We start from the raw sequence: 23,950 nt of genomic DNA, 5'->3' as shown, positions 1-23,950 counted from the left end.
ACAACGTCAACTGAAATCGCCCGCAGGGCTGCCGGGTGCCCCGTCAGTACCGGTTCAGCGCCGTCTTGGGCGCCGGCGCGTAATGACTGAACTGCATCGTGTAGGTCGCCCTTCCCTGGCTGCGGCTGCGCAGGTCCGTTGAGTACCCGAACATGGCGGCCAGGGGGACCTGCGCCTGGATGGCCTGCAGCCTGCCAGGGCGGGGCTCCATGCCCATCACCTTGCCGCGACGGCCGTTGAGGTCCCCAATCACGTCGCCCATGAAGTCGTCGGGCGTGACGATTTCACAGCTCATGATGGGCTCGAGCAGCACCGGGTTGGCCGCGCGCACCGCGTCCTTGAAGGCCAGGGAGCCGGCGATCTTGAACGCCATCTCGCTGGAGTCCACGTCGTGCATGGAGCCGTCGTAGGCCTCCACCTTCACGTCCACCATGGGGTAGCCCGCCACCGGGCCGTTCTGCAGGGCCTCCGCGACGCCGTCGCGGACCGCGTCCACGAACTCCTTGGTCACCGCGCCGCCCGTCACCTTGTTCTCGAAGGCGAAGCCCTTGCCAGGCTCGTTGGGCATCACCCGCAGCCAGATGTGGCCGTACTGGCCCCGCCCGCCCGTCTGACGGATGAACTTCCCCTCGGACTCCGTCTGGGTGGTGATGGTCTCCCGGTACGCCACCTGCGGCTTGCCGATGTTCGCGTCGACCTTGAACTCGCGCAGGAGCCTGTCGACGATGATCTCCAGGTGCAGCTCGCCCATGCCGGCGATGATGGTCTGCCCCGTCTCCTCGTTCGTCTTCACTCGGAACGACGGGTCTTCCATCGCCAGTCGCTGCAGCGACTGGATGATCTTGTCCTGGTCCACCGTGGACTTCGGCTCGATCGCGATGTCGATGACCGGCTCGGGGAACTCCATCCGCTCCAGGATGACGGGCTGCTTGTCGTCGCAGAGCGTGTCGCCCGTGCTCGCCAGCTTCAGGCCCACCACCGCGCAGATGTCACCGGCGTAGCACTCGGTCAGCTCGTCCTTCTTGTCCGCGCGCATCTGCACCAGGCGGCTGACGCGCTCGCGCTTGCCCTTCACCGAGTTCCACACCGCCGTCCCCGCCTCCAGCTTCCCGGAGTACACGCGAAGGAAGGTCAGCGTCTGCGACGGGAACGCCGGGTCGTTCATGAGCTTGAACGCCAGCGCGCTGAACGGCGCGTCGTCCCGCGTCTCGCGGATGGTGTCCTCGCCCTTGGGCGTCTTCCCGTGCACCGGCGGGATGTCCAGCGGGCTCGGCAGGTAGTCGATGACGGCGTCCAGCAGCGGCTGCACGCCCTTGTGGCGGAACGCCGAACCGCAGAAGACCGGGAACAGCTTCAGCGCCACACAGCCCTTGCGGATGGCCGAGCGGACCTCCTGCTCGGTCAGCTCCTGACCCTCCAGGAACTTCTCCGTCAGCGCATCGTCCTGCTCCGCCGCGGCCTCAAGCAGCTCCGCGCGCGCCGCCTCCGCCTGCGCCTGGTACTCCTCCGGAATCTCCGTCACGTCGTAGCGGCTGCCCTGCTCCGAGTCGACGAACACCAGCGCCTTCATCGTCAGCAGGTCGATGACGCCGCGGTGCTTGTCCTCGGCGCCCAGCGGCAGCTGCATCCGCACCGCTCGCGCGCCCAGCTTCTCGCGGATGGTGCCCACGGACATCTCGAAGTCCGCGCCCACGCGGTCCATCTTGTTGATGAAGCAGATGCGGGGGACCTTGTACTTGTCCGCCTGACGCCAGACCGTCTCCGACTGCGGCTCCACGCCGTTCACCGCGTCGAACACGGTGATGGCGCCATCCAGCACGCGCAGCGAGCGCTCCACCTCGATGGTGAAGTCCACGTGCCCCGGGGTGTCGATGATGTTCACGCGGTAGCGATGCTCACCGCGATTCCAGAAGGCGGTGATGGCGGCCGAGGTGATCGTGATGCCGCGCTCGCGCTCCTGGACCATCCAGTCCGTGGTGGTGTTCCCCTCGTGCACCTCGCCCATCCTGTGGATGGCGCCGGTGTAGAAGAGGATCCGCTCGGTCGTGGTCGTCTTGCCGGCATCGATGTGCGCCATGATGCCGATGTTGCGGTAGCGCTCCAGGGGATGCTCGCGAGCCATTGCGTCGGTACCTCTCCATGAGGGCGGGAGGGCACTGGGCCCCGTCTCACGTACCCACCCGGACGATTTCAGAGAACCTGCTTCATCTAAAGAAACCGCCCGGATGCAGACTCTGCATCCGGGCGGGATACCGCGAGGCCGAAAGACCTACCAGCGGTAGTGCGCGAAGGCCTTGTTGGCCTCCGCCATCTTGTGCGTGTCCTCACGCTTCTTCACCGCGTTGCCGCGGTTGTTGGCGGCGTCCATGATCTCGCCGGCCAACTTCTCCTGCATGGTCTTCTCGCCACGCGCCTTGGAGTACGTGATGATCCAACGCATTCCGAGGGCGACGCGACGGTCCTGACGGACCTCGACGGGCACCTGGTAGGTGGCGCCACCGACGCGGCGGCTCTTCACCTCCAGCACCGGCTTGACGTTGTCGAGGGCCTTCTTGAACGTCTTGAGGGGGTCCTCCTTCGCGCGCTCTTCGATGAGGGCGAAGGCTCCGTAGCAAACGCCTTCCGCGATGGACTTCTTGCCCTTCCGCATCAGGTCGTTGACGAACTTGGTGACGAGCCGGTCCTGGAACTTCGGGTCCGGAAGAATCTTGCGCTTGGCGACTACGCGACGGCGAGGCATCTCTTCTCTCTTCCCTTACGCCCCACTCTCCATGGAGAGCTGATGAAACCGGGGCTTCTTGAACTGCTGAAGGAAAACAACCAGGACGCTCCCCAGGGTGCGGGGCTCAACGTCCAAACTCTTGAACAACGAAGGTGGTCTGCTCTCAGCTCGGGCGCTTCGCGCCGTACTTGGAGCGGCTCTGCTTGCGGCCCGCCACGCCCACGGAGTCGAGCGTTCCACGAACGATGTGGTAGCGCACACCCGGGAGGTCCTTCACACGACCGCCGCGGATCATCACCACCGAGTGCTCCTGGAGGTTATGGCCCACGCCGGGGATGTAGGACGTCACTTCGATTCCGTTGGTCAGACGAACACGCGCCACCTTGCGGAGGGCCGAGTTCGGCTTCTTCGGAGTCGTGGTGTACACGCGGGTGCAAACTCCGCGCTTCTGGGGGCACTCCTTGAGCGCGGGGCTCTTGCCCTTGATGTTCAGCTTCTCGCGGCCCTTGCGGACCAGCTGGCTAATGGTCGGCACTGATACCTCTTCCTCGGGTTGGCCTCCCCCCAACGACACGGGGCGGCGCATATCTACCTACAGACTACTGAAAAGGGCCGCGAGTATAGGGACCGACCCCACCGTGTCAAGCACGGCATGACGCGGACCCAAACGGGTCAGCGCCAGCGAGGTCACTCCCAGAGACTCGACAACCCAGGGTACAACAGGTCGCTCCTCTACTCCGCGTGCACTCAGAAGTCGAGGACCATCACCACGGCGTCCTCGCCCTCGTCCGCGTAGTAGTTCGGCCGGATGCCCACCGGCCTGAAGCCGAAGTCGCGGTAGAGCTGGATGGCCGCCTCGTTGCTCTTGCGAACCTCCAGCGTGGCCAGGCTGCACCGCCGTCCCCTCCCCCGCTCCAGCACCTCCTCCATCACCGCCCGCGCCACGCCCCGCCGACGATGCTGGGGCGCGGTGGCCACGTTGAGGACGTGCACCTCGTCGTGGACGATCCAGAAGATGGCCAGCCCCAGCAGCAGCGGCGGCCCTGATTCCTGGGCCTCCTCCACCAGCAGGATGGTGGACCACTCGTGCTGGAGCTCGCGCTTGAGCAGCTCCTGGGACCACGGATTCTTGAAGGCCGCCTGTTCCAGCGCCATCACCGCGGCCAGGTCCTCCACCGTCATCTGGCGGATCAGGAAGCCATGGGGCGCGCGCGGCTCTCCATCCTCCCTCAACCGCCTCATCGCTTCGCCTCCCGCGTGAATGGCGCCACCCGCCGCACCTGCGCCGAGGCCCGCACCTGCGCCAGCTCCTCCACCGCCAGCGCCGCATAGCGCTCGCGGAAGAGCTTCTCGCGGATGACGTCTCGCACCGTCTCGTAGTCCGTGGGGTAGTCCGCCGCGTGCTGCTCGTAGAAGCGGCGGATCTCCGTCTCGCCCACCTGCGCCCTCAGCCGGATGCGGCTGTCCAGGACCCGCTCGGCCCGCAGTCCCCGCGCCAGGATGGCCTTGAGCCCCTCCAACGACACGTCATTGCGCGCCAGGAACCGCTCCAGGGGGGCGGGGCCGCCAATCCGGGCACGGAACGCCTCCAACCTCGCCTCGACCTCGGAGGGCTCCGCGGGGAAGGCCTGGAGCCGGTCGGCATTGAGCACCTGGACCCGCTGGTTGATGACCAGCTCCAAGGCCCCTCGGAGGGTCTCCTCGTCGAGGGGCGCCCCGAGCGCCTGGATGCCGCCCCGCTGGACGAGGGCCACCCGGGCCTCGAATTCCAGCTCGCTCAACGACAGGACCCGGCCCTCGATGATGGCGACCACCCGGTCAACCACCCGCCTGGAGGCCTCCGTGGGAGCGCCCTGGGCCCACGACTGGGACACCGGCAGCACCAGGAGCCAGCCCGCCAACCACAAGGTTCCCGCTCGGCGCGGCGCTGCCATGGCCTCCCTCATCTTTCGGCGACTTTATACATCCCAGACCAGCCGAACAGTCCTTGCTGGCGCACTCCCACCGACTGGTTACTTTCAGTTGCGTACACCCCGGCGGGAACAAATGGCGGACGACTACTACCAGATCCTCGGCGTTGACCGGACGGCCTCGGAGGAGGCCATCAAGAAGTCGTACCGGAAGCTGGCTCGCAAGTACCACCCCGACGTCAACCCCAACAACAAGGCCTCCGAGGAGAAGTTCAAGCAGCTCGGCAACGCCTTCGAAGTGCTGTCGGACCCGAAGAAGCGCAAGCTCTACGACGAGTTCGGCGAGGACGCGGAGAAGATCGGCTTCGACGAGAAGAAGGCGGAGGCCTATCGCCAGTACCGCGCCGCAGCCTCTCGGGGAGGCGCGGGGGGCATCCCCTACGGGGGCGAGGACTTCGACCTGGGTGACCTCTTCAACGACCTCTTCGGAGGACGCCGGGGAGGCGCGGGCGCTGGAGCGGGCCCTGGAGGCTTCGACCCGAGCGAGGTGTTCGGCGGTCGGGGTCGTCGCCGTCCCCCCATGGGCCCCGAGCGGGGCAACGACTTGTCCACCCAGGTTCGCGTCACGCTGGGAGAAGCCGTCACCGGCGCCGAGCGCGCCCTGTCCGTGACCCGGCCGAATCGCGGCGGCACGGGAGCGGACGAGACGAGCCGCCTGACGGTGAAGATTCCCGCCGGCGTGCAGACGGGCTCCAAGGTGCGGCTGGCGGGCCAGGGAGCTCCCGGCCTGCGCGGCGGCCCTCCCGGTGACCTCTTCATCGAGACGGAAGTGCTGGAGCACCCCCTGGTCCGCCGAGAGGGGGACGACCTGCACGTGGACCTGCCCGTGACGGTCGCCGAGGCGATGTTCGGCGCGGAGGTGCGCGTCCCCACCTTCCAGGGCGAGGTCACCGTCAAGGTTCCCGCGGGCTCCCAGACAGGTCGGCAGATGCGCCTCAAGGGGCGTGGGGTGCCGTCCCTCAAGGGCGGAGCGCCCGGGGATTTGTACCTCCATCTCCAGGTCAAGGTGCCGGATGTCGACACCCCGGAGACGCGGGCCGCCGCGGAGACCCTGTCCAAGGCCTACCGCGAGGATGTACGTCGCGAGCTGACGCTGTGATGGTGTTGGCTCTTGTCCTGGGCGCCGCCCCGTCATAGACGGCCCCTCTACCTTCTTCACACGTCGCCGCAGGAAACGGAGCACACGCGCACATGGGCCTCTTCGACATCTTCACGGGCGGTTCGGGGCCCGAGAAAGCCCTCAAGCTCAAGCCCAAGGTCACCCAGAAGTACGGGGATCCGGCAACACGGCAGAAGGCCATCCAGGAGCTGGGGGAGATGAAGTTCCCCGAGGCCGTCTCCGTCCTGCTCGCACGCTTCACCATCACCGTGGACCCGCTCACCACGGACGCGGATGAGAAGGAGCACACCTTCGAGCTGGTGAAGGCCTTCGGCAAGGACGCCGCCGTCCCGCCCATCGTCGAGTTCCTCAGCAAGACGGAGCAGGCCACGTCCTGGGCCCTGCGACTGCTGGGCGAGCTGCTCAGTGAGGAGGAAGTCACCGGCGCCTGCGTCAACGCGCTCCAGCACCTGTCCGCCACGTACACGAAGAACCCGGAGAAGAAGGTCGTCCTCCTGCACCACATCACCGGCCGCGAGGACGCGCGCGTGCCTCCCGCCGTGCTCCCCTTCCTCGAGGACATGTCGGACGACGTGAAGATCGCCGCCCTCAAGGCGCTCGCCTCCTTCAAGTACGAGCCGGCGCGCGAGCCCATGCTCAAGCTCCTGACGGCCGAAGAGACGGCCCGCCGGGTGCAGACCTCCGCGATTGCCGCCCTGGCGGACGCGGGCTTCAGCGTGGCGAGCCACCGCACCCAGGTGGAGCCCCTGCTGGTGGAGCCGTTCGTCCTGGACAAGGACGGCCGCATCCAGCGCAAGACCTGAGCCGGGCTGTCCTGTCGGGCAGCCGACACGGCCACTGTCCTCCGGATGGCCCTGCACACCAGGGCCGTTCCCAGGCGCTCGGAACTTGAAGCAGGATTCCCACCGTGCGCTCGAAGAAGAAAGGGGCCCTGGCAGAAGTCGTGCCGCTGCGCCCCAACACCTCGAAGAAGTCCAACCGTCGCGCCGTGAAGCCGCCGCCTCCCGCGGACTCCGACGCCACAGCGCGCGCCCTGCTGGAGATGGCGCGGCACCTCACCGACAACGCCGGCCCCACCGAGGCGTTGCGGTCCCACCTCCAGACGCTCCACACGCTGCTCAAACCCAAGGTCTGCTACGTGGCCCGCTACTTCCCCTCCCGGGAGCAGCTCCACGTCGAGCACGTGCGCGGGCGCTACGACAGCCGCGTCGTCGCCGCAGTCCCGGGCGAGGGCGTGGTGGGACGCGCCTTCTCCGAGAAGAAGCTGCTTCACGAGGCGGACACGCTCGCCGTCCCGCTCGAGAGCCCCCACGGCGTCACCGGTGTCCTCGTCGTCCTGGGCGCTCGCCGCACCGTCTCGGACACCGTCATCCAGTCCCTGGCCGCGCAGCTCGCCGCCGCGTACGAGGTGGCCCGCCTGCGCGACGACAGCGCCCGCAGGAACAAGGACCTCCAGACGGCCATCGCGGGCCTCAAGAGCCTGGAGCAGAACCGCGAGGAGTTGCTCGGCAACGTCTCGCATGACCTGAAGAACCCGCTCACCACCATCAAGTCCTACCTGGCGATGATGGGGCGCGAGAAGCTGGGGCCTCTCACCGACTCCCAGCGCCGCGCGGTGCAGATCTGCGACCGGAACTCCGACCGCATGCTGCGCATGGTGAATGACCTGCTGCTCATGTCCCGCCTCCAGTCCGGGAAGATGCAGCTCAACCAGCGCCCCTTCGGCCTCAAGGCCGTGGCCGAGGAAGTGGTCCGCTCGCTGGGCGTCCTCGCCGAGCACGGCAAGGTCCAGGTCACCATTCCGCCCTGCCCCGAGGTCTTCGTCCGAGGAGACCGCGAGCGCATCGCCGAGGCCATCCACAACCTCGTGGAGAACGGCATCCACCACAGCGAGGCGGACGACTCCGTCGAGGTCAGCGTCTCCACCGAGGATGGACTCGCCACGCTCACCGTGAAGGACAGCGGCCCGGGCATGTCCGCCGAGGCGCTGGAGCACGTGTTCGATGCCTTCTACCGGGCACAGCCGGGCGTTCCTCGGCCTCCGGGCGCGGGGCTCGGCATCCCCCTGGTGGGGAAGATTGTCGCGCTGCACGGCGGCCGGGTGGAGGCCAAGAGCGTGCTGGGCGAAGGGAGCACCTTCGAGATGGTGCTGCCCATGTTCGCCGGGGCGGTGAGCTCGCCGGACCTGAACCAGGCGGCCCCCAAGGCGGGCGGCATCCTGCTCGTGGAGGACGACGCGGACTGCCGCGAGGTGCTGCAGCAGGTGCTGGAGCAGGAGGGCTACCGGGTGATGGCCACCTCGGGGGCTTCCGAGGCGCGCTCCATCCTCTCGCACATCCGGCCGGCCATGGTGCTGCTCGACTTGCGGCTGAGCGAAGAGGACGGGCAGTCGGTGCTCCGCTTCATCCGAGGCAACGAGTCGCTGGCGGACATCGTCGTGTACATCATCTCGGGTGCCAGCGAGGTGGCCTCCCTCACGTCGGGACAGGGTCTGGAGCGAATCGACGGCTTCTTCGAGAAGCCGCTCCAGTTGCCCAAGCTCCTGGACACGGTGGCGGCGGTGGTGCGGCCCAGCCGCCGGGCTCCGGCTGTCCCCTAGCGGGAAGAATGGACCGCGGAACGAACAAGAGGTGGCCGTAAGCCACCTCTGCTTGGCTAGTATCCGCGCCGTCCCATGAGCTCTTCCGTCTATTCCCGCCACCGCGCCGCATTCGCCCAGGCCCTTGCCAGCGCCCTGGGCGTGCCGGCCGCAGACATCGAACCCCAGGTCAAGCCCGCGGAAGCGGCGCATGGCGACCTGAGCTTCGCCACCTTCCCTCTCGCCAAGGCCCAGAAGAAGGCGCCTCCCGCCATCGCCGCCGGACTCGCCCAGACGCTCAGCGTGCCGGGGCTCGAAATCAAGGCGGTGGGCCCCTACGTGAATGCCCGCTTCGCCCTCATGCCCTTCACCGCGGAGGTGCTCGACAGCGCGCGCTCGGCGGGCCTGAAGTACGGCGGTGACGCGGACGCGGGGCGCGGCAAGACGGTGACCATCGACTACTCGTCACCGAACATCGCCAAGCCGATTGCCTTCCACCACATCCGCACCACGTTCCTGGGCCACTGCATCGCCAACATCTACCGGGCGCTCGGCTGGCGGGTGGAGGGCATCAACTACCTGGGCGACTGGGGCAAGCAGTTCGGCCTCGTCGCCGTGGGCTTCCAGGAGTACGGAGACCCCGCCCGCATCGACGACATGGACCACCTGGTGGAGGTCTACGTCAAGTCGAACACGCGCGCCGAAAAAGAGCCCGAGTTCGACGCGAAGGCTCGCGACTTCTTCCGCCGCATGGAGGCCAGTGACGCCGAGGCCCTCAAGCTTTGGCACCAGTTCCGCGAGACCAGCATCCGCGGCTTCAAGGCCGTCTACGCGCGGATGGGCATCGAGTTCGAGCACATCGAAGGCGAGAGCCGCTACCAGGGGAAGATGGACGCGGTCATCGAGCAGATTGCCAAAAAGCCCGGCGTGAAGGAGTCGCAGGGCGCGCTCATCGTCGACCTGCCCTACGCGGAGAACGAGCCGCCCATCCTCCTCAAGAAGAACGATGGGAGCACGCTCTACGCCACGCGAGACCTTGCCGCCGCCGAGGACCGCTACGAGCGGTTCCACTTCGACAAGTCGCTCTACGTCGTCGCGCAGGACCAGGCGCTGCACTTCCGCCAGGTGTTCCGCACGCTGAGCGAGATGGGCCAGCCGTGGGCGGACCGCTGCGTGCACGTTCCCTTCGGCCGCATCCACGGCATGAGCACGCGCAAGGGCCTGGTGGTGCAGCTCAACAACGTGCTGGACGAGGCCAAGGAGCGCGCCTCCGTCAAGGTGAAGGAGAACCAGGAGGCCGGCAGGCTCCAGACGAACGACCCGGACCAGCTCTCCGAGCAGATCGGCCTGGGCGCCATCGCTTTCGGCGACCTCAAGCACAAGCGCGCCAGCGACTACACCTTCGACTGGGACGAGGTGCTCAGCTTCGAGGGCCACACCGGACCCTACGTACAGTTCGCCCACGCACGCGTCGTCAACGTGCTGCGCAAGGGCGGAGGCGCGCCGGCGAGCTACGACGCGAGCCTGCTGACGCTCCCCGAGGAGCAGGCCCTGGTGCGCGAGATCATGCGGCTGCCCGAGGTCGTCAAGGACGCGGCCGAGCAGTACGAGCCGAGCCTCGTGGCGCGCCTGCTGCTCGACGTGGCCGCGGCCCTCAGCCGCTACTACACGCTGGGCAATCAGGAGCGGGACAAGCGCATCCTCGTCGAGAACGATGACGCACTGCGTTCAGCACGACTCGCCCTCACGGACGCGGCCCGGGTTACTCTCGCCGCGGGTCTGACACTTCTGGGCATTCCGACGCCCGAGAACATGTAGCCCCGGGGGCTGCCTTGGAAACCGCGCTGTCGCCGTCTGCGAATCAGGGAGAGTCCTTGCTGAAGGCCGAGTTCGGCCCGATGGGCCGGGCATTGGGTGCACGCTACCTGGAGAGCGTGCACTTCCCGCCCGAGGCCGAGGATGAGCTGCGCAACCTGCACGCCAAGGGTTTCGTGGTGCACGTCATGCGCTCCACGGCCTGGGTGAACTTCCTCTATCTGACCTGGGCCATGGTGCGCAGGACGCTGCCGCCCATCCGCGCGGTGTCCAACCTGCGCCCGTGGTTCACCAAGCCGTGGCGCCAGACGAAGCAGTCCGGCGCGTTCCACGAGCGCTTCGAGTACGCGCAGCAGAACGGGGGCAGCGGCCTGGTCTTCCTGCGCCGCACCGCGCTCCTGCACGCGTCAGGGAAGGAGACCCACGAGGACCCCTTCCCCGCGCTGGTGGAGCTGGCGCGCAAGTCGGACCGGCCTGTGTACCTGGTGCCGGAGCTGTTCGTCTGGGAGAAGCGCAGCGCCCGGCTCAAGCCCAACTGGGTGGACATGGTGTTCGGCAGCCCCGAGGCGCCGGGCTTCCTGCACTCGATGCTGGCGTTCTTCCGCAACTACAAGCGCGCCCAGTTCCGCGTGGGAGAGCCCATCGACCTGAGGGCCTTCGCCGAGCAGAACCCGAAGGACTCCGTCGAGGTGCTCGCGCGCAAGGTGCGCAGCACGCTGCACGTGCACCTGTCGCGCGAGACTCGCGCGGTGTTCGGCCCCCCGGCCAAGCCCCACGAGCGCGTCATCGACGAGACGCTGCGCGACAGGCAGCTCCGCAAGGTGGTGGACGAGCAGGCCGCCGAGTCCAACCGCAAGCCGGAGAGCGTGCTGCGCGAGGCCCGCCGCAACCTGGAGGCCATCGCCGCGAAGCCCAGCCCCACGACGCTGGCCTTCGTCGCGCCCGTGCTGGAGTGGGTGTTCAATCGCATCTACGACGGCATGCACGTGGACGAGGCGGGCCTGCACCGCGCGCTCAAGGCCGCGACGCGCGCGCCCATCGTCCTGTGCCCCAGCCACAAGAGCCACGTGGACTACCTGGTGATGAGCTGGGTGCTCTGGAACCGTGGCTACGCGGTGCCCCTGGTCGCCGCGGGCGCCAACCTGTCCTTCTGGCCCCTGGGCAGCATCTTCCGCCGCTGCGGCGCCTTCTTCCTGCGACGCTCGTTCAAGGGCGACAAGGTCTACGCCGCGTCCTTCAAGGCGTACGTGCGCAAGCTGGTGCACGACGGCATCCACCAGGAGTTCTTCCCCGAGGGTGGCCGCTCACGCACCGGCAAATTGCTGGCGCCCAAGCTGGGCATGTTCACCTGGCAGGTGGAGTCCGTGCTCGAGGGCGCGCGCAACGACTTGCTCTTCGTGCCCGTGGCCATTGACTACGAGAAGGTCGTCGAGTCCGGCAGCTACTCGAAGGAGCTGGCGGGCGGAGAGAAGAAGCCCGAGGACCTCAAGGCCCTGTTGAGCACGCCCAAGGTGCTCGCGGCGCGCTACGGCCGCATCCACCTGGGCTTCGATGAGCCCATCTCCCTCATGGAGTTCATGAAGGAGCGCGGCCTCAACCCCGACGAGCCCGTGACGGATGAGCAGAAGAAGGGCCTGGTCCGCGCGCTCGGCAACCGCGTCATGTACGGCATCAGCAAGGTGTCCACCGTGACGCCGCATGCCCTGGTGAGCACGTCCCTGCTGGCGCATCGCCGCCGGGGCCTGACGCAGCGGGAGCTGGCGGACCGCATCAGCATCCTGCGTCGCATCGCCCAGGAGGACGGCGCGCCCCAGTCTCGCGAGCTGGGCAATGCCCCCAGCAACCCGGAGACGATGGGCCCCATCCAGGACGCGATGCGCACCTTCATCGACGACGAGATGGTGCGCACGCAGGAGGCGAAGGGCGACGTCATCTACCAGGTGGAGGACAACCGCCGCCCGGAGATGTCCTTCTACAAGAACACGCTGATGAACCTGGTCTCCGCGCGGAGCCTCGTGGCCAACGCCATCCTGGCCGCCGGCTCGTCCGCGCCCTACGACGCGGTGAAGGCCCGCGCCCTGTTCCTGTCGCGCCTCTTCAAGGTCGAGTTCATCTACCGGGTGAACACGACGTTCGACACCATCTTCGCGGAGACGGTGGAGCGACTGGTCCGCATGGGCCTGGTCATCAACGAGGGCGGGGCCCTGCGCGTCGCCCCGGAGCCCCACGCCCAGCCGGAGCTGGAGTTCCTGGCCGACCTGCTGCGCGACTACCTGGAGGCGTACCTCCTGGCGGCGCTGACGCTCAACGACGTGGCCACCGGCGTCGCCGAGGACCGCAAGGCCTTCATCCGTCTGGCCCTGGAGACGGGCCGCGCGGAGTACCACGCCGGCCGCATCACCGCCGCCGAGTCCCTGGCCAAGGTGACGCTGGAGAACGCGGTGACGTACCTGCAGGACCAGAAGCTCCTCGTCGAAGAGGACAAGAAGCTCAAGCTGGGGCCGCAGGCCACGGACGCGGAGGCTCGTCGGCAGCTCGCCGACAGCATCCGCGAGTACCTCAAGCGCTGAAGCCCCGCGCTGCCCACGGGCCGCACTGTCGCCATCGACGGTGCGGCCTGTCAGCGAGGCGTGTGAGGATGGAGGGCATGCTCGTCCGCCCTTCCCTCCTCGTCCTCGCCCTCTGTGGCGCCCCGCTCCTCGGCCTCGGCTGCAAGTCGTCCCCAGCCGAGCGCGACACGCCCTCGCGCACCTGCGGGGACTCCATCCACGACCTCGCCTGGATGTCCGGAAGCTGGCGTCAGGACAAGCCCGGCACCGCGTTGGAGGAGCACTGGACACACGCGGCCGGCGGCACCCTCTTCGGCGTGAGCCGCTCCATCGTCCGCAACAAGACGGTGTTCTTCGAGTACATGCGCATCGAAGCGCGCGCCGACGGGCTCTTCTACGTGGCCCAGCCCATGGGTCGCCCGGGCACGGACTTCAAGCTGGTGCGCTGCAACAGCAGCGGCGCGCTCTTCGAGAACCCCCAGAACGACCACCCCAAGCGCATCTTCTACCAGCGCCCCTCCGCGGACCGCCTCACCGCGCGAATCGAAGGCGAGGAGAACGGCAAGGCCGTGGCCCAGGACTTCGACTTCACGCGGATGTAGCCGGGCCCTGTCGGCTCACGGCGCGGTGCGGAAGACCACCCGCACCTCGGTGGCCAGCGGATTGCCCTCGAAGTCGGTGAGGACGTCGCGCAGCACCAGCGTGTACTGCGTGTTCGGCGACAGCGTGGAGCCCTGGGCGACCATGGCCTCCACGGTGTACTCGATGTCGCCCCGCCCCACGTTCTGCTCCAGTTCCGGTATCTCCGGTGCGAGGACGGTGAGCGGGACTTCATCGCGCCCGGCGAACACGGCGATGCCGGGGCGCAGGCTGCGCACGTCCATCCCCTCCGAGAAGGTGATGCGCAGCGTCCCCCCCGTCGCCAGCACTCCGCCCCCACCCGGGTCGGTGGAGATGACCCTGGGCGGCACCGTGTCGCGCCGGTCGTAGATGGCGTCTCCCGGCTCCAGGCACCCAGACAGGGACGTCGCGGCCAGGGCCGTCAGCAGCGTGCCTTTCACGAAGGACCGTCGCGCGCGCATCACCGGCACCCCTTCTGCGCCAGGCTCTCCGACGAGTGGCACTTGAGGCAGGCCCGGTCATTCGCGGACGCCAGCTTCTTGCACGACTGCGCGAAGCCCGCCGGGTGCGGGTTGATCTGCCGCCGCGTCGAAAGCTCGGAGTGGCAGCTCGTGCAGGACTCCTCGCGGTGGCAGGAGATGCAGCTCGTCAAGTCACGCGAGGCGGCGATGCCGTGGTGCTGCGGACCCGGCAGCTCCACCCACGCCGCGTAGTCCGGGTGCACCTTCTGGTTGCGCGGACGCAGCGACTTGTCCGCGTCCATGCCCACGCCCACCCGCTCGTGGCACGCGGCGCAGAAGGACTGCGCGCGGTGACAGCTCTCGCAGCGGGGAGAGCCCGCGCGCGCCTGCACCGGGTGCAGCGTGATGTAGTCGTTCGGGTGGATGGAGAGCGGCTTCTGCATGCCGTCGTGGCACGTCTGGCAGTAGCTCTCGCTGTGGCACTGCATGCACGTCATCCGGTCCGACGACGCGCGGGCGCCGTGGTTGAACTCGAAGCGCGGCCCGTGGTCCAGGCCCAGCGGGTTGCCCTGCATGGGGCGCAGCAGGCCCGAGTCGAACACGAGCTTCAGCCGCCCCGTGGGCTCCGTGGGGTGACACGTGGCGCAGGTGTTGGAGGCCACGTTGCCGTCGTGGCACTTGAAGCACGTGGCCATCTTCGGGAGCTGATTGCGCGTGGCGAGCTTCACGTCCGTCATCTCGCCGTGGCACACCGAGCACTCCACCTTCTTGTCCACGTGCTGCTGGTGGCTGAAGTGGAGGTTGGCGGCGGGCATGGACAGCTTCGCGGGCTCCTTGCGCACCGTGGCGTCGAAGCCTGGGTGACAGGTGTTGCAGCTCGACTTCGGGTCCGTGGGCTTGCCCTTCCGCCCCGCCTCGATGTCGTGGCACGTCTCGCACTCCTCGTGCCCGGGGAGGTTGACGTCCTTGGGAGACTGACTGGCGCGGGCCGCGTCGTGGCACGTGGCGCACTCGGCGCCGGCCTCCAGGTGCTGCGCGTGGTCGAAGCGCAGGGGCACGTGCTGCGCGGGATACACGGCGAGGCTGCGCTCACGGGCCGTGGCAGCCCAGGCGACGCCGGCGCCCACCATGGTGGCGAGCGCGGCCAGGGCGAGCAGCGCGTTTCGGTTCTGGCGGTGCGGCAGCATCTACAGGCTCGCCTTCAGGTCGAAGAGCAGGAAGCCCTTCGTGTCCGAGTCGGTGAACGGGTTGAAGTTCTGCTCCACCACCAGCGAGAGCCGCGTCGCGCGCGTCAGCGCTCGACTGGCCCACACCTGGGCGCCATAGAAGTTGCCCCCCAGGCGCGCGTTGAAGCTGTCGAAGATGCGCGCGAAGGACACCCGTGCGTCCAGGGTGAACCGGTCCCGGTCGAACGTGTAGCCGCCCGTGAGGTCCCCCCAGAGTTGATCTCCACCGAAGCCCGTGCGGTACGTCACATCCAGCGCCGAGCGGAAGGCCCCCGAGCGATACGCCGCGCCCGCGGAGCCGCCGACGCTGGTGGACTCGGGAGCGCCCTCGCCGTCCACGAAGGCGGAAATCGCGAGGTCCGGGTTGACGTTCTCGTTGTACTTGCTGCCCAGGCCCTGCACGTAGAAGCGCAGCGCGCCGGGGGTGAACAGGTCCACCCGCAGCCGCGCCTCGTCCCGGGGCGCCCACGCGAAGTAGTACCAGATGGAGTCCGCGGACAGCACGGGCGACAGCCGCATCACCTCCGCCGTCGCCGAGAAGCGCGTGTCGTCCCAGCGCAGCTGCGTGCGCACCTGGGCCACCTTGCCCTGCAGCACGTCGTAGTCCACGCCCGCAAGCGCGTTCAGCCCCAGCCCCCGGCCATAGCGCGCCTCCACCGTGGCGCGCTCCAGGTTCGTCTTCCCGTCCGACAACGCCTTGCGGTAGCCCACCGCCGCGTTGAAGCCCTTCACGTCCTCCATCAACAGCTTCGCGCCGATGAGGGGCTCCATCCCATCGAGCGTCGGGTCCGCGCCCACCACGCCCTCCCTCAGGCGCCGCTCATCGCTCTCCCGCGTCCCCTCCAGCTGATACACGGACGAGCCCAGGAAGCTGGTGCCCTTCACCCACAGCCCGCCGTACACCTCCGCGCCCAATCCCAGGCGGGTCATGTAGCGCGCGCGCACGCCATCGAACGCGAGGATGTCCGAGACGTCGGTGTAGAGCTGCCGGCCCAGTCGCCCCTCGAAGCCGCCCTTCGCGTAGCGCACGTACGCATGCAACAGCTCTGCGTCTTCGGACTTCAGGCCGTCGACACGCTCGGCCTCGCCCTTGGGCAATCCGAAGTCCGCCCAGATGCGCAGGTTGGACTCGAAGCCCAGGTCCTGCCCGGTGGCGAGCTCGAAGGCGTTGAGTCCCAGGTATTGGACGATTCGCCGTCGAGGAAGCAGCACCGGGTCATCCGGTGTGCTGCCACGCCACGCACGAATCTGGTACGCCTGCGCCTCGGTTCGCGCTTCCACCAAGAACGCCGACGCGTGCGACGTCGACGCTCCCAGCCCCACGCCCAGGGCGCACAACACACCCAGGGGTTGTGCGAGCTTCCACCACGTCCGCTGCGCCGTTCGAGCCAGGATGAAGGACGTCAAGGTCCATCCAGTATAGAGAAGTCGAAGTGCGGACAGTTCAGCTTTTCGCGCCAAGGAGACGTCAAATTGGAAGATTCCGCTCCCAGCGACGCCCGGCCTCATGAGCCGACAGGGCCGTCCGAGCCACCACCTCCAGGGCCTCCCGAGCCGGGGAGCCCGCGGAGGCTCGCGCTGGCGGGGGCGGCGTTGGCGCTGGTGCTGTTCATCCTGGTGGGGGGCTCGGTCCAGTTCCTCAACGCGGCCTTCGGCATCTGGTTCACCGAGCTGTTCATCTTCCTCGCCCTGGGCTGGTTGCTGCCGCGCATGAGCGGTTGGAAGCCCGCGCTCTACACCGGGCTGACGCCCCTGCCGGGACTGCCCACCCTCTTCGGCTTCCTTCTGGGCGTGGCCAACTTCTTCGCGCTCGTGGTGCCCATCCAGTTCGTCGCGCAAAAGCTCGCGCCCGAGTGGCTGACGGAGATGTTCGACGGCTCGCGCCTCTTCGACCAGCAGACGCCGGTGGAGCTGGCCGTCATCCTCGCGGGCGTGACGGTGGCCGCGCCCTTCTGTGAGGAGCTGTTCTTCCGAGGCGTCTTCCAGCGGGGCCTGACGCCGCGTCCTCCGACGTCACCGACGAAGGCCCTGGTGATTTCAGCCGTCGTGTTCAGCGCGTTCCACCTGGACCCGGTGGGCTTCGTCGCGCGCGTGGAGCTGGGCCTGCTGTTCGGCTGGCTCTACCTGCGCACCGGCTCGCTGTGGCCCGGCATTGGCGCGCACGCGGCCAACAACCTGGTGTCCTCCGTGCTGTTCCTCGCGGCCAAGTCGATGGGCCAGGAGGCGACGGACACGGACACCTCGCCCCTCGCCGTGTTCGCGATGGCGGGACTGGGCTGGGTGGTGCTGCTCGGGCTGATGACCTTCGCGCGCCACCATGCCTCCGTGTGGGGCGCGGGCGGGCCCCACAGCGACGAGCGCGCGCGGGAGACGCGGCCCGTGCCGTCCCTGCCGAAGCTGATGTTGCCCTGGGTGACGGCGGCCACGGTGTCCCTGGTCCTCCTGGGCGTCGTGGACAGGCGCGGCATCTCCCTCAACCTCTTCGACGTGGCCCATCCCCTGACTCCGCTCAAGAAGGACGCGGAGCCTGGGCTGCAAGCGGAGCGAAAGGCACTGGAGGAGCTGCGGACCGCCGCTCGCCGGGGCGACGCCCCCATGGAGGCGTACCACGAGGAGCGGCTGCGTCAGGTCAGCGCCCACAAGGCGGCGGGGGGCCCCAAGCAGCCCTGACGGGCGCGTGGGGCCGCTCCCCTTCCAGCCTCAGACGAAGCGATACGAGCTGACGTTGAACACGGGGCCCACCATGGAGCTGGTGAGCACGTCGCGGTCCACGTCGCCCTCGGCCTCGATGCGCTGGCCGTCCTTCTTGAGCTTCCGGTCGCCGCCGGCGAGCTGGTAGGTGGTGCCGTCATCACCCTCCAGCACCCAGACGCCTGTCTCCACATCCCGAAAGACCACGCGCCCGGAGAGCTTCAAGGCGCGTCTTCCTTCTTCAACATGGCCCGGGCGACGACGATGCAGAGGACGGTGTTGAAGCCCAGCCACGGCTTCGCCAGGAAGGTGAAGGGCATCCACGACAGGGCGGGCGCGCCGGCCCAGGCCGAGTACGCCAGGAAGCCCGCGAAGCCCAGCGCGAGTCCGCCCACCGCGGGACGCAAGCCCTTCCAGCCGATGGCCGGCAGCGACAGCAGCACGGGGATGAGCGCGCTGTAGAACAGCGGGCTCACCGTGCGGCCCCGGCCAAAGATGATGCGCTCCCAGTCGGGGATGGGCAGCGACGCCATCTCCACCACGTTCCCCGCCACGTCCGAGGAGCTCACGAACCACGTGCGCACGAAGTACACGCCCACGGTGGACAGGAGCAGCGGCACCAGGAACGCCGGACGCAGCAGCGCGTTGAGGTAGCCCGGGCGCTCACGGCCGCGCAGCGTCAACAGCACGAAGGCCAAGAGGCCCAGCGCCCAGTACAGCGGCGGCCAGCGCGACATCCCGCCGCCCAGCGACGCGAGCGACGCCTCCGCGTTGAGCAGACCGTGGCCGTACTGCTCGGTCCACGCCTGGTCCGCGACCTTCGCCGCGCCGGCATACAGCGCCTTCTCCACCGCGTCCGGAGTCTTCGCGCCCGCCGCGTACAGCATGGCGGCCACCGCGGCCACGTGCGGCGTGGCCATGCTGGTGCCCTGGTACGAGGCGTAGACAGAGCGGGACGGGTCCCTCGGGTCGATGGTGTTCTGGAGGATGCCGCCCTCGTCGCCCTTGCGCTTGTCACCGCCGGGCGCCGCGATATCCAGCTCCTTGCCATAGGACGAGTACGGCGCGAGTGAGCCCTCGGGCCCCACCGCCGACACCGCCACCGCGCCGGGATAGGCCGCGGGGAACTCCACGCGAGCGCGACCACCGTTGCCGGCCGCGGCCACCACGGTGACGCCCTTCTTGCGCGCGTACTCCACCGCGTTGGCCATCACCTGCGAGTAGCCGCCACCGCCCAGCGACATGTTGATGACGTTGGCGCCCTTGTCCGCCGCGAAGCGGATGGCGTCCGCGATGTCCGCCGTGGTGCCGCCACCGAAGTGGTTGAGCACCTTCACCGGCATCAGCGTCGCCTCGAAGGCCACGCCCGCGACACCTTCACCGTTGTTGGTGGCCTGGGCGATGGTGCCCGCCACGTGCGTGCCGTGCCCGTGGTCGTCGTTGGCGTGCTCGTCGTCGTTCACGAAGTCATAGCCGGGAACGAACTTCACGCCCTTCAGGTCCGGCACCTGCTTGAAGTCGTCGTGGTCCTCATACGCGATGCCGGTGTCGAGCACCGCCACCACCACGCCCTTGCCCCGGCTGCGCTCCCACGCCTTGGGCATGTCGATCATCTTCAGGTTCCACTGCCGCGTGTACTCCGGATCATTCGGAGTGTAGCTGGCGCGGACCTCCATCAGCGGCTCGGCGGCCTCGACGCTGGGGTGCTGGCGGATTCGCTCCAGCACGCCCTGCACGTCGTCCACGCCCACCGCCAGGGTGAGGGCCTCGTCGGCGCTCTCCACGGAGTTGAGCTCCAGGTCCACGCCCCAGTCGGCCTCCCAGGCGTCGAACTCGGCCTGCGTGGTGCCGTCCTTGAAGTCCACGAGGATGGCGTGGGGAACCACGTCCACGTCGTCAGCCAGGTTGTCGAGCGAGGCGGGAGGCGCCGGCGGACGCTCGGCCTCGCTCTCCGCGGACTTGCACGCAGGGGCTACCGTCACGGCCAGGGCCAGCGCGGCGCCGCCAAGGGTCCATCGCACCATCCGCATCGGGCTTACTCCTTGAGGAACGAGGCACGCTTCCGGAAGACCCTACGAACGAACGGCGAAACGATTGGGTCTGCACAGACAGTCTGTACGTCCGCTCTCCCGGCGTGCAAGTGCGGGAGGCTGAAGAAATGTGAAGGAGTCCGCTGGGTTGCACCGCATCGGTCATCCGCCGGAGAGCCGCTGGAGCCAGGCGGACACCGCCCGACCCACCTGCGGAAGGTTGCGCTGGAACGTCGCCCCGGCGTCGTCGATGACCTCGAAGTCCCCACCGGCCCGCGCCACCGCCGCTGATACCGCCGCCCGGGGCATCAGCTGGTCCTCTTCCCCTTGGACCACCAACAAGGGGCACGTCACCCGCCCCAGCACCGAGGCGTCCACATCCGCCGGCGCCACGAGGCACAGCCCGCCCACCGCTGGGAACCGCGCCTGGAGCGCCAGCGCCACCTGGGCGCCTCCGTGCAGCGCCGCCACCGCCAAGGCGCTCGTCCCAGCGGTCTCCAGCAGCACCCGCATGGCGGCCTCGGCGTCCTCGAGCAGCGCCAGGTCCTTGCCCCTTTGCCCCTGACTCGCGCCCACGCCCCGGTGGTTGAAGCGCAGCGTGGGGAAGCCCGCGCTGGCCGCAGCCCAGGCCAGCTCCGCCGCGACGACGTGATCCATGCCTCCCCCCTCGTCCGGCCTCGGCGGGAGGATGAGCAACGGGGGCGCGCGCTTGCCGCGATGCGCCGTGCCCTCCATCACCACCGACCCCACCGGAACCAGGGTGGAGCGCTCCAGGAACTGACCTTTCTGGACCATGTCTCCCACACCTTAAGAGGGCTCGCGCCGAGCCGATACCTCTTCGGAGAGCTTTGACACAGTGCGTCGGAATTCAGCGTTTGGAGCGAATTACCGCGTTTGTGCGCAACTTCAGGTGGGTTCCTGGGACAATGGGGCAAGGACTTTTCTTCCATCCCCCAATTTTGACCGCTGGAGCCTCCCCACCATGAGCACCATCGAGCGCGGCCGTACCCTCGTCGGCACCACCCCTCGGACGAACGTCGCGCGCACGGCTGAAACGAACACGGTGGCGACGCCCGCTGTGCAGCCGACGGCGCAGCGCACGAACGCGGTGGTGGACGGCTTCGACAACAAGGCGGCGAACACCGCGTCTGTCGCGAAGGTGTTCACGGCTCCGGCCGGCTCGAAGGACAAGGTCTATGACGGCAAGCTGGTGGGTGCGAACGGCCAGACGTTCGAGCCCGGCACGCCGCTGAGCGACATCCCCGCCGTCACGCCGCGCAACAACCCGAACGCGACGGCCACGGTCATCTACACCAACGGCATCCGCACGGATAAGGACAAGCAGGGCGGGGAGCTGCAGGCGCTGGCGGACCGGACGGGCATGCGCGCCATCGGCATCCACAACGCCACCGAGGGCACCATCTCCGACATCCTTCAGTGCGTGAAGGACAAGATGGACAAGGGCACGAACCCCGCCGTGGACACTCTGGCGGACACCATCTACGGCGAGCTGAAGGCGGGCCGGGATGTGCACCTGGTGGGCTACAGCCAGGGCGGCCTCATCACCTCGCGCGCGCTGTCCGACGTGGCGCGCCGGCTGCGCATCGAAGATGGGATGTCCCCCGCGCAGGTCCAGCAGACGATGAGCAAGCTGAACGTGGAGACGTTCGGCGCGGCGGCGGGCACCTACCCGGACGGCCCCAACTACGTGCACTACGTCAACAACCGCGACGCGGTCCCCACCCTCTTCGGTCTGGGCAGCAAGGGTTGGACGCCCGGCGACCTGCTCCGCCACGCGGGCAAGGGCGCGCAGGTGCACTACTTCTCCGAGGACACCGTCTTCTCCGGTGCCCACTCGCTGACGGACACGTACCTCAACCACCGCGTGCCCTTCGAGCAGGCCCGGGCCGGCCAGTTCTGAGAGCCTCCCGTCAGTCGTGGTAGATAGACAACCATGACGCGTGACGAGGCAACTCAACTGGTGCAGTCGTACCTGACGGCTCAGGGCGCGCCCCTGAGCCCCGGTCTCAATCAGAAGGGGCTCGGCGGAGTCGTTGTCGGCGAGGCGCAGCTGTACTTCGAGCACTCGACCGACACGGGCGAGCTGAAGTGCAGCGCCCTCATCTACCGCTTCCGCGACGCGCCCCGCCCCGGCGTCCTCGACGGCTTCCGCGACGAGCAGAAGGCCGGCACGGACACGGGCGGTGGCACGGTGGACTTCGAGTCGGAGAGCAAGAGCCTCTTCCTCAGTCGCACGTACACGACGCGCCCCATCGACCTGGTGTTCGCCTCCGAGCTGAGCAAGCTGATGGCGGCGAGCCTCGTCTGGGGTGACACCGTGTTCGAGCGCGTCGCCTCGAAGGTCATCCCGACTCCGTCCCGCTGACATGGCCCTCGCGTTCTCCCGCCATCTCCAGTGGCTGCTGGCCACCATCGGCCTCGCCAAGCCCCCACCGCCTCCGGGCGGCCCCATGACTCGCGAGGCCGCGAGAGCGCTGGTCCGCTGGTACCTGCAGACGCAGGGTGCCGGGATGAGCGAGGGCCTCAACGAGAACGGCCTGGGCGGCGCCATGGTGGGCAGCGCGCAGCTCTACTTCGAGCACCACGCGGACACGCAGGTGCTGGAGTGCAGCGCGCTCGTCTACCGCTTCCGTGAAGACCCCAAGCCCGGTGTCATCGACGGCTTCCGCAAGGAGGCCCAGGAGGGCACCGACGCGGGCGGCGGCACGGTGGACTTCGAGACGGAGAACAAGAGCCTCTTCCTGAGCCGGAACTACGCCCAGATGCCCTCGGGCGCCGAGTTCACGAAGGAGATGGAGCGGCTGATGAAGGCCAGCCTCGACTGGGGCACCACGGTGTTGGACCGCGTGGCCTCGCGCGTCTTCGGAACCTGACAGCGGAACCTGACGGGCGCCTGTCTCGCACGCGGGCCCGGGCGGAAATCCCGGGCCCACGAGAGCGGCGGCGCTACACCGCCTGAAGCACGTAGAACTTGAGGTACTTGCCCTCGGGGAACTGCAACCGCACCGGGTGGTCCGGCGGCTGGTAGCGCTCCTCGACGAGTGCCAGGTCCACGCCAGCCTTGAAGCCCGCCTCGCGCACCGCGCCGATGAAGTCTTCGGGAGTCACACGCGCCGAGCATGACGCCGTGGCCAGCAGGCCTCCCGGCCGCAGCAGTCCCAGCGCCTGACGGTTGAGTGACGCGTAGCCATCCAGGGCCGCCTGCACCGCGCGCTGGCTCTTCGCGAAGGCCGGAGGGTCCAGGATGATGAGGTCGAAGGTGCGGCCCTCTTCCTTGAAGGACTGGATGACCGTGAACACGTCCGCCGCGAGGAAGTCATGCTTCTCCGCGGGCAGTCCGTTGCGCGTGAAGTTCTCTCGCGCCAGGGCGATGGCCTCCGGGTCGATGTCCACCGAGAACACCGTGTTCGCCCCGCCCAGCGCCGCGTTGACGGAGAAGCCGCCGCTGAAGCTGAAGCAGTTGAGCACGTCCCGGCCCTTGGCCAGCCGCCGGATGAGGTGACGGTTCTCCCGCTGGTCCAGGAAAAATCCCGTCTTCTGGCCGCGCCACACGTCCACCATGAAGGTGACGCCGCGCTCGCGGATGGCGATCTGCTCCGGCGCGTCAGGCCCGTACAGCATGCGCCCCGAGCCGCGTCCCTCGTCCTCCTCCACATCGTCGCGCGCCACTTCATCGCGACCGACGATGCCCTTGAGGCCGGGGATGCCCGCCTTGAGCGCTTCGACGATGAGCGGGCGATACGGAGTCAGGCCCGCCGAGTACAGCTTCATCACGGCCCAGCCGGCATAGAGGTCCACCACCACGCCGGGCAGCCCGTCACCCTCGCCATGAATCAGGCGGTAGCTGTCCGTGTCCGTCAGGTCGATGAGGGACAGGCGCTCGGCCAGCGCGCGCCGCACGCGTCGGGTGATGAAGCCCGAGTCCACCGTGTCCCGCGAGTCACGCGTCAGCACCCGCACCGCGATGGCGGAGTGAGGGTCGTAGTACCCCCGCGCGACGAACTTCCCGTTCTCCGTCAGGTCCACCACGCTGCCGGCGGGAATCCTCGGGATGTGCTCCAGCGCCTTGCGAAACACCCACGGGTGTCCCGCGCGCAGGTGGCGCCCCAGTCCCCGCGCCAGCTCCAGCTTCACGACATTCACGGT

The 23,950-nt window shown here is 68.4% G+C and carries 22 protein-coding genes; 10 read left to right on the top strand and 12 right to left on the bottom strand.

Annotated features, from left to right (window positions below):
• Positions 1-43: 43 nt before the first annotated feature.
• The 5 genes from fusA to LZ199_RS30150 form a co-directional block, all read right to left on the bottom strand.
• Complete coding sequence (gene fusA / locus LZ199_RS30170; RefSeq protein ID WP_253997236.1) at positions 44-2,122, bottom strand: elongation factor G; 2,079 nt, start codon at positions 2,120-2,122, stop codon at positions 44-46.
• Between the two features lie 147 nt (positions 2,123-2,269).
• Positions 2,270-2,740, bottom strand: a complete 471-nt coding sequence (gene rpsG / locus LZ199_RS30165; RefSeq protein WP_011553340.1) for a 30S ribosomal protein S7 — start codon at positions 2,738-2,740, stop codon at positions 2,270-2,272.
• Between the two features lie 145 nt (positions 2,741-2,885).
• Entirely contained in the window at positions 2,886-3,257 is a 372-nt protein-coding gene (rpsL, locus tag LZ199_RS30160; protein ID WP_043408969.1) for a 30S ribosomal protein S12, read from the bottom strand.
• Between the two features lie 212 nt (positions 3,258-3,469).
• Complete coding sequence (rimI, locus tag LZ199_RS30155; protein ID WP_253997235.1) at positions 3,470-3,964, bottom strand: ribosomal protein S18-alanine N-acetyltransferase; 495 nt, start codon at positions 3,962-3,964, stop codon at positions 3,470-3,472.
• Complete coding sequence (locus LZ199_RS30150; RefSeq protein ID WP_253997234.1) at positions 3,961-4,656, bottom strand: hypothetical protein; 696 nt, start codon at positions 4,654-4,656, stop codon at positions 3,961-3,963. The genes rimI and LZ199_RS30150 overlap by 4 nt, the downstream gene beginning before the upstream one ends.
• 112 nt (positions 4,657-4,768) lie before the next feature.
• Here LZ199_RS30150 and LZ199_RS30145 point away from each other — a divergent pair, with 112 nt between their 5' ends.
• The 6 genes from LZ199_RS30145 to LZ199_RS30120 all read left to right on the top strand — a co-directional run bounded on the left by LZ199_RS30145 (position 4,769) and on the right by LZ199_RS30120 (position 13,356).
• Entirely contained in the window at positions 4,769-5,791 is a 1,023-nt protein-coding gene (locus LZ199_RS30145) for a DnaJ C-terminal domain-containing protein (protein ID WP_253997233.1), read from the top strand.
• Between the two features lie 92 nt (positions 5,792-5,883).
• The gene (locus tag LZ199_RS30140; RefSeq protein ID WP_253997232.1) at positions 5,884-6,615 is read left to right on the top strand and encodes a HEAT repeat domain-containing protein; all 732 of its coding nucleotides are present in this window, start codon (positions 5,884-5,886) and stop codon (positions 6,613-6,615) included.
• A gap of 104 nt (positions 6,616-6,719) precedes the next feature.
• Positions 6,720-8,411, top strand: a complete 1,692-nt coding sequence (locus LZ199_RS30135) for an ATP-binding response regulator (RefSeq protein WP_253997231.1) — start codon at positions 6,720-6,722, stop codon at positions 8,409-8,411.
• Between the two features lie 75 nt (positions 8,412-8,486).
• Positions 8,487-10,208, top strand: a complete 1,722-nt coding sequence (argS, locus tag LZ199_RS30130) for an arginine--tRNA ligase (RefSeq protein ID WP_253997230.1) — start codon at positions 8,487-8,489, stop codon at positions 10,206-10,208.
• Positions 10,209-10,222: 14 nt separating this feature from the next.
• Positions 10,223-12,775 (top strand): 1-acyl-sn-glycerol-3-phosphate acyltransferase, encoded by a 2,553-nt coding sequence (locus tag LZ199_RS30125; protein WP_253997229.1) that lies wholly within the window; start codon positions 10,223-10,225, stop codon positions 12,773-12,775.
• A 77-nt stretch (positions 12,776-12,852) separates the two neighbouring features.
• A complete protein-coding gene (locus LZ199_RS30120; protein WP_253997228.1) occupies positions 12,853-13,356 on the top strand; it encodes a DUF6265 family protein in 504 nt (167 codons plus the stop codon).
• A 15-nt stretch (positions 13,357-13,371) separates the two neighbouring features.
• On the opposite strand, the gene LZ199_RS30115 is transcribed toward LZ199_RS30120, so the two are convergent.
• Genes LZ199_RS30115 through LZ199_RS30105 form a run of 3 tightly spaced genes read right to left on the bottom strand, consistent with a single transcriptional unit; the run spans position 13,372 to position 16,469 of the window.
• Positions 13,372-13,836: an Ig-like domain-containing protein gene (locus LZ199_RS30115; RefSeq protein WP_253997227.1), complete on the bottom strand. Its 465-nt coding sequence runs from the start codon at positions 13,834-13,836 to the stop codon at positions 13,372-13,374.
• The gene (locus LZ199_RS30110; RefSeq protein ID WP_253997226.1) at positions 13,836-15,023 is read right to left on the bottom strand and encodes a cytochrome c3 family protein; all 1,188 of its coding nucleotides are present in this window, start codon (positions 15,021-15,023) and stop codon (positions 13,836-13,838) included. The genes LZ199_RS30115 and LZ199_RS30110 overlap by 1 nt, the downstream gene beginning before the upstream one ends.
• A complete protein-coding gene (locus tag LZ199_RS30105) occupies positions 15,024-16,469 on the bottom strand; it encodes a hypothetical protein (RefSeq protein ID WP_253997225.1) in 1,446 nt (481 codons plus the stop codon).
• A 66-nt stretch (positions 16,470-16,535) separates the two neighbouring features.
• On the opposite strand from LZ199_RS30105, the gene LZ199_RS30100 reads away from it, so the two are divergent.
• Entirely contained in the window at positions 16,536-17,732 is a 1,197-nt protein-coding gene (locus LZ199_RS30100) for a type II CAAX endopeptidase family protein (RefSeq protein ID WP_253997224.1), read from the top strand.
• Positions 17,733-17,762: 30 nt separating this feature from the next.
• Here LZ199_RS30100 and LZ199_RS30095 read toward each other — a convergent pair whose 3' ends face one another.
• The 3 genes from LZ199_RS30095 to LZ199_RS30085 form a co-directional block, all read right to left on the bottom strand.
• A complete protein-coding gene (locus LZ199_RS30095; RefSeq protein WP_253997223.1) occupies positions 17,763-17,978 on the bottom strand; it encodes a DUF5818 domain-containing protein in 216 nt (71 codons plus the stop codon).
• On the bottom strand, positions 17,975-19,783 hold the full coding sequence (locus tag LZ199_RS30090) for a S8 family serine peptidase (RefSeq protein ID WP_253997222.1): 1,809 nt from the start codon (positions 19,781-19,783) through the stop codon (positions 17,975-17,977). The genes LZ199_RS30095 and LZ199_RS30090 overlap by 4 nt, the downstream gene beginning before the upstream one ends.
• Positions 19,784-19,945: 162 nt before the next feature.
• Positions 19,946-20,578, bottom strand: a complete 633-nt coding sequence (locus LZ199_RS30085; protein WP_253997221.1) for a serine aminopeptidase domain-containing protein — start codon at positions 20,576-20,578, stop codon at positions 19,946-19,948.
• A 187-nt stretch (positions 20,579-20,765) separates the two neighbouring features.
• Between LZ199_RS30085 and LZ199_RS30080 the strand changes: the two genes are divergently transcribed.
• From LZ199_RS30080 to LZ199_RS30070, 3 genes are read left to right on the top strand one after another with little or no spacing between them, the layout of a single operon-like run.
• The gene (locus LZ199_RS30080) at positions 20,766-21,704 is read left to right on the top strand and encodes a hypothetical protein (protein WP_253997220.1); all 939 of its coding nucleotides are present in this window, start codon (positions 20,766-20,768) and stop codon (positions 21,702-21,704) included.
• Positions 21,705-21,737: 33 nt separating this feature from the next.
• Positions 21,738-22,169 carry a hypothetical protein gene (locus tag LZ199_RS30075; protein WP_253997219.1) on the top strand — a complete coding sequence of 144 codons (432 nt, stop codon included), beginning with the start codon at positions 21,738-21,740 and terminating at the stop codon, positions 22,167-22,169.
• Position 22,170: 1 nt separating this feature from the next.
• Complete coding sequence (locus tag LZ199_RS30070) at positions 22,171-22,677, top strand: hypothetical protein (RefSeq protein WP_407667259.1); 507 nt, start codon at positions 22,171-22,173, stop codon at positions 22,675-22,677.
• 73 nt (positions 22,678-22,750) lie between these two features.
• Here LZ199_RS30070 and LZ199_RS30065 read toward each other — a convergent pair whose 3' ends face one another.
• Positions 22,751-23,947 carry a class I SAM-dependent rRNA methyltransferase gene (locus tag LZ199_RS30065; RefSeq protein ID WP_253997218.1) on the bottom strand — a complete coding sequence of 399 codons (1,197 nt, stop codon included), beginning with the start codon at positions 23,945-23,947 and terminating at the stop codon, positions 22,751-22,753.
• Positions 23,948-23,950: the final 3 nt, after the last annotated feature.

The organism is Myxococcus qinghaiensis, from assembly GCF_024198215.1.
GTDB classification, from domain to species: Bacteria; Myxococcota; Myxococcia; order Myxococcales; family Myxococcaceae; genus Myxococcus; species Myxococcus qinghaiensis.
This window is presented reverse-complemented; position numbering and strand designations above follow the sequence as displayed.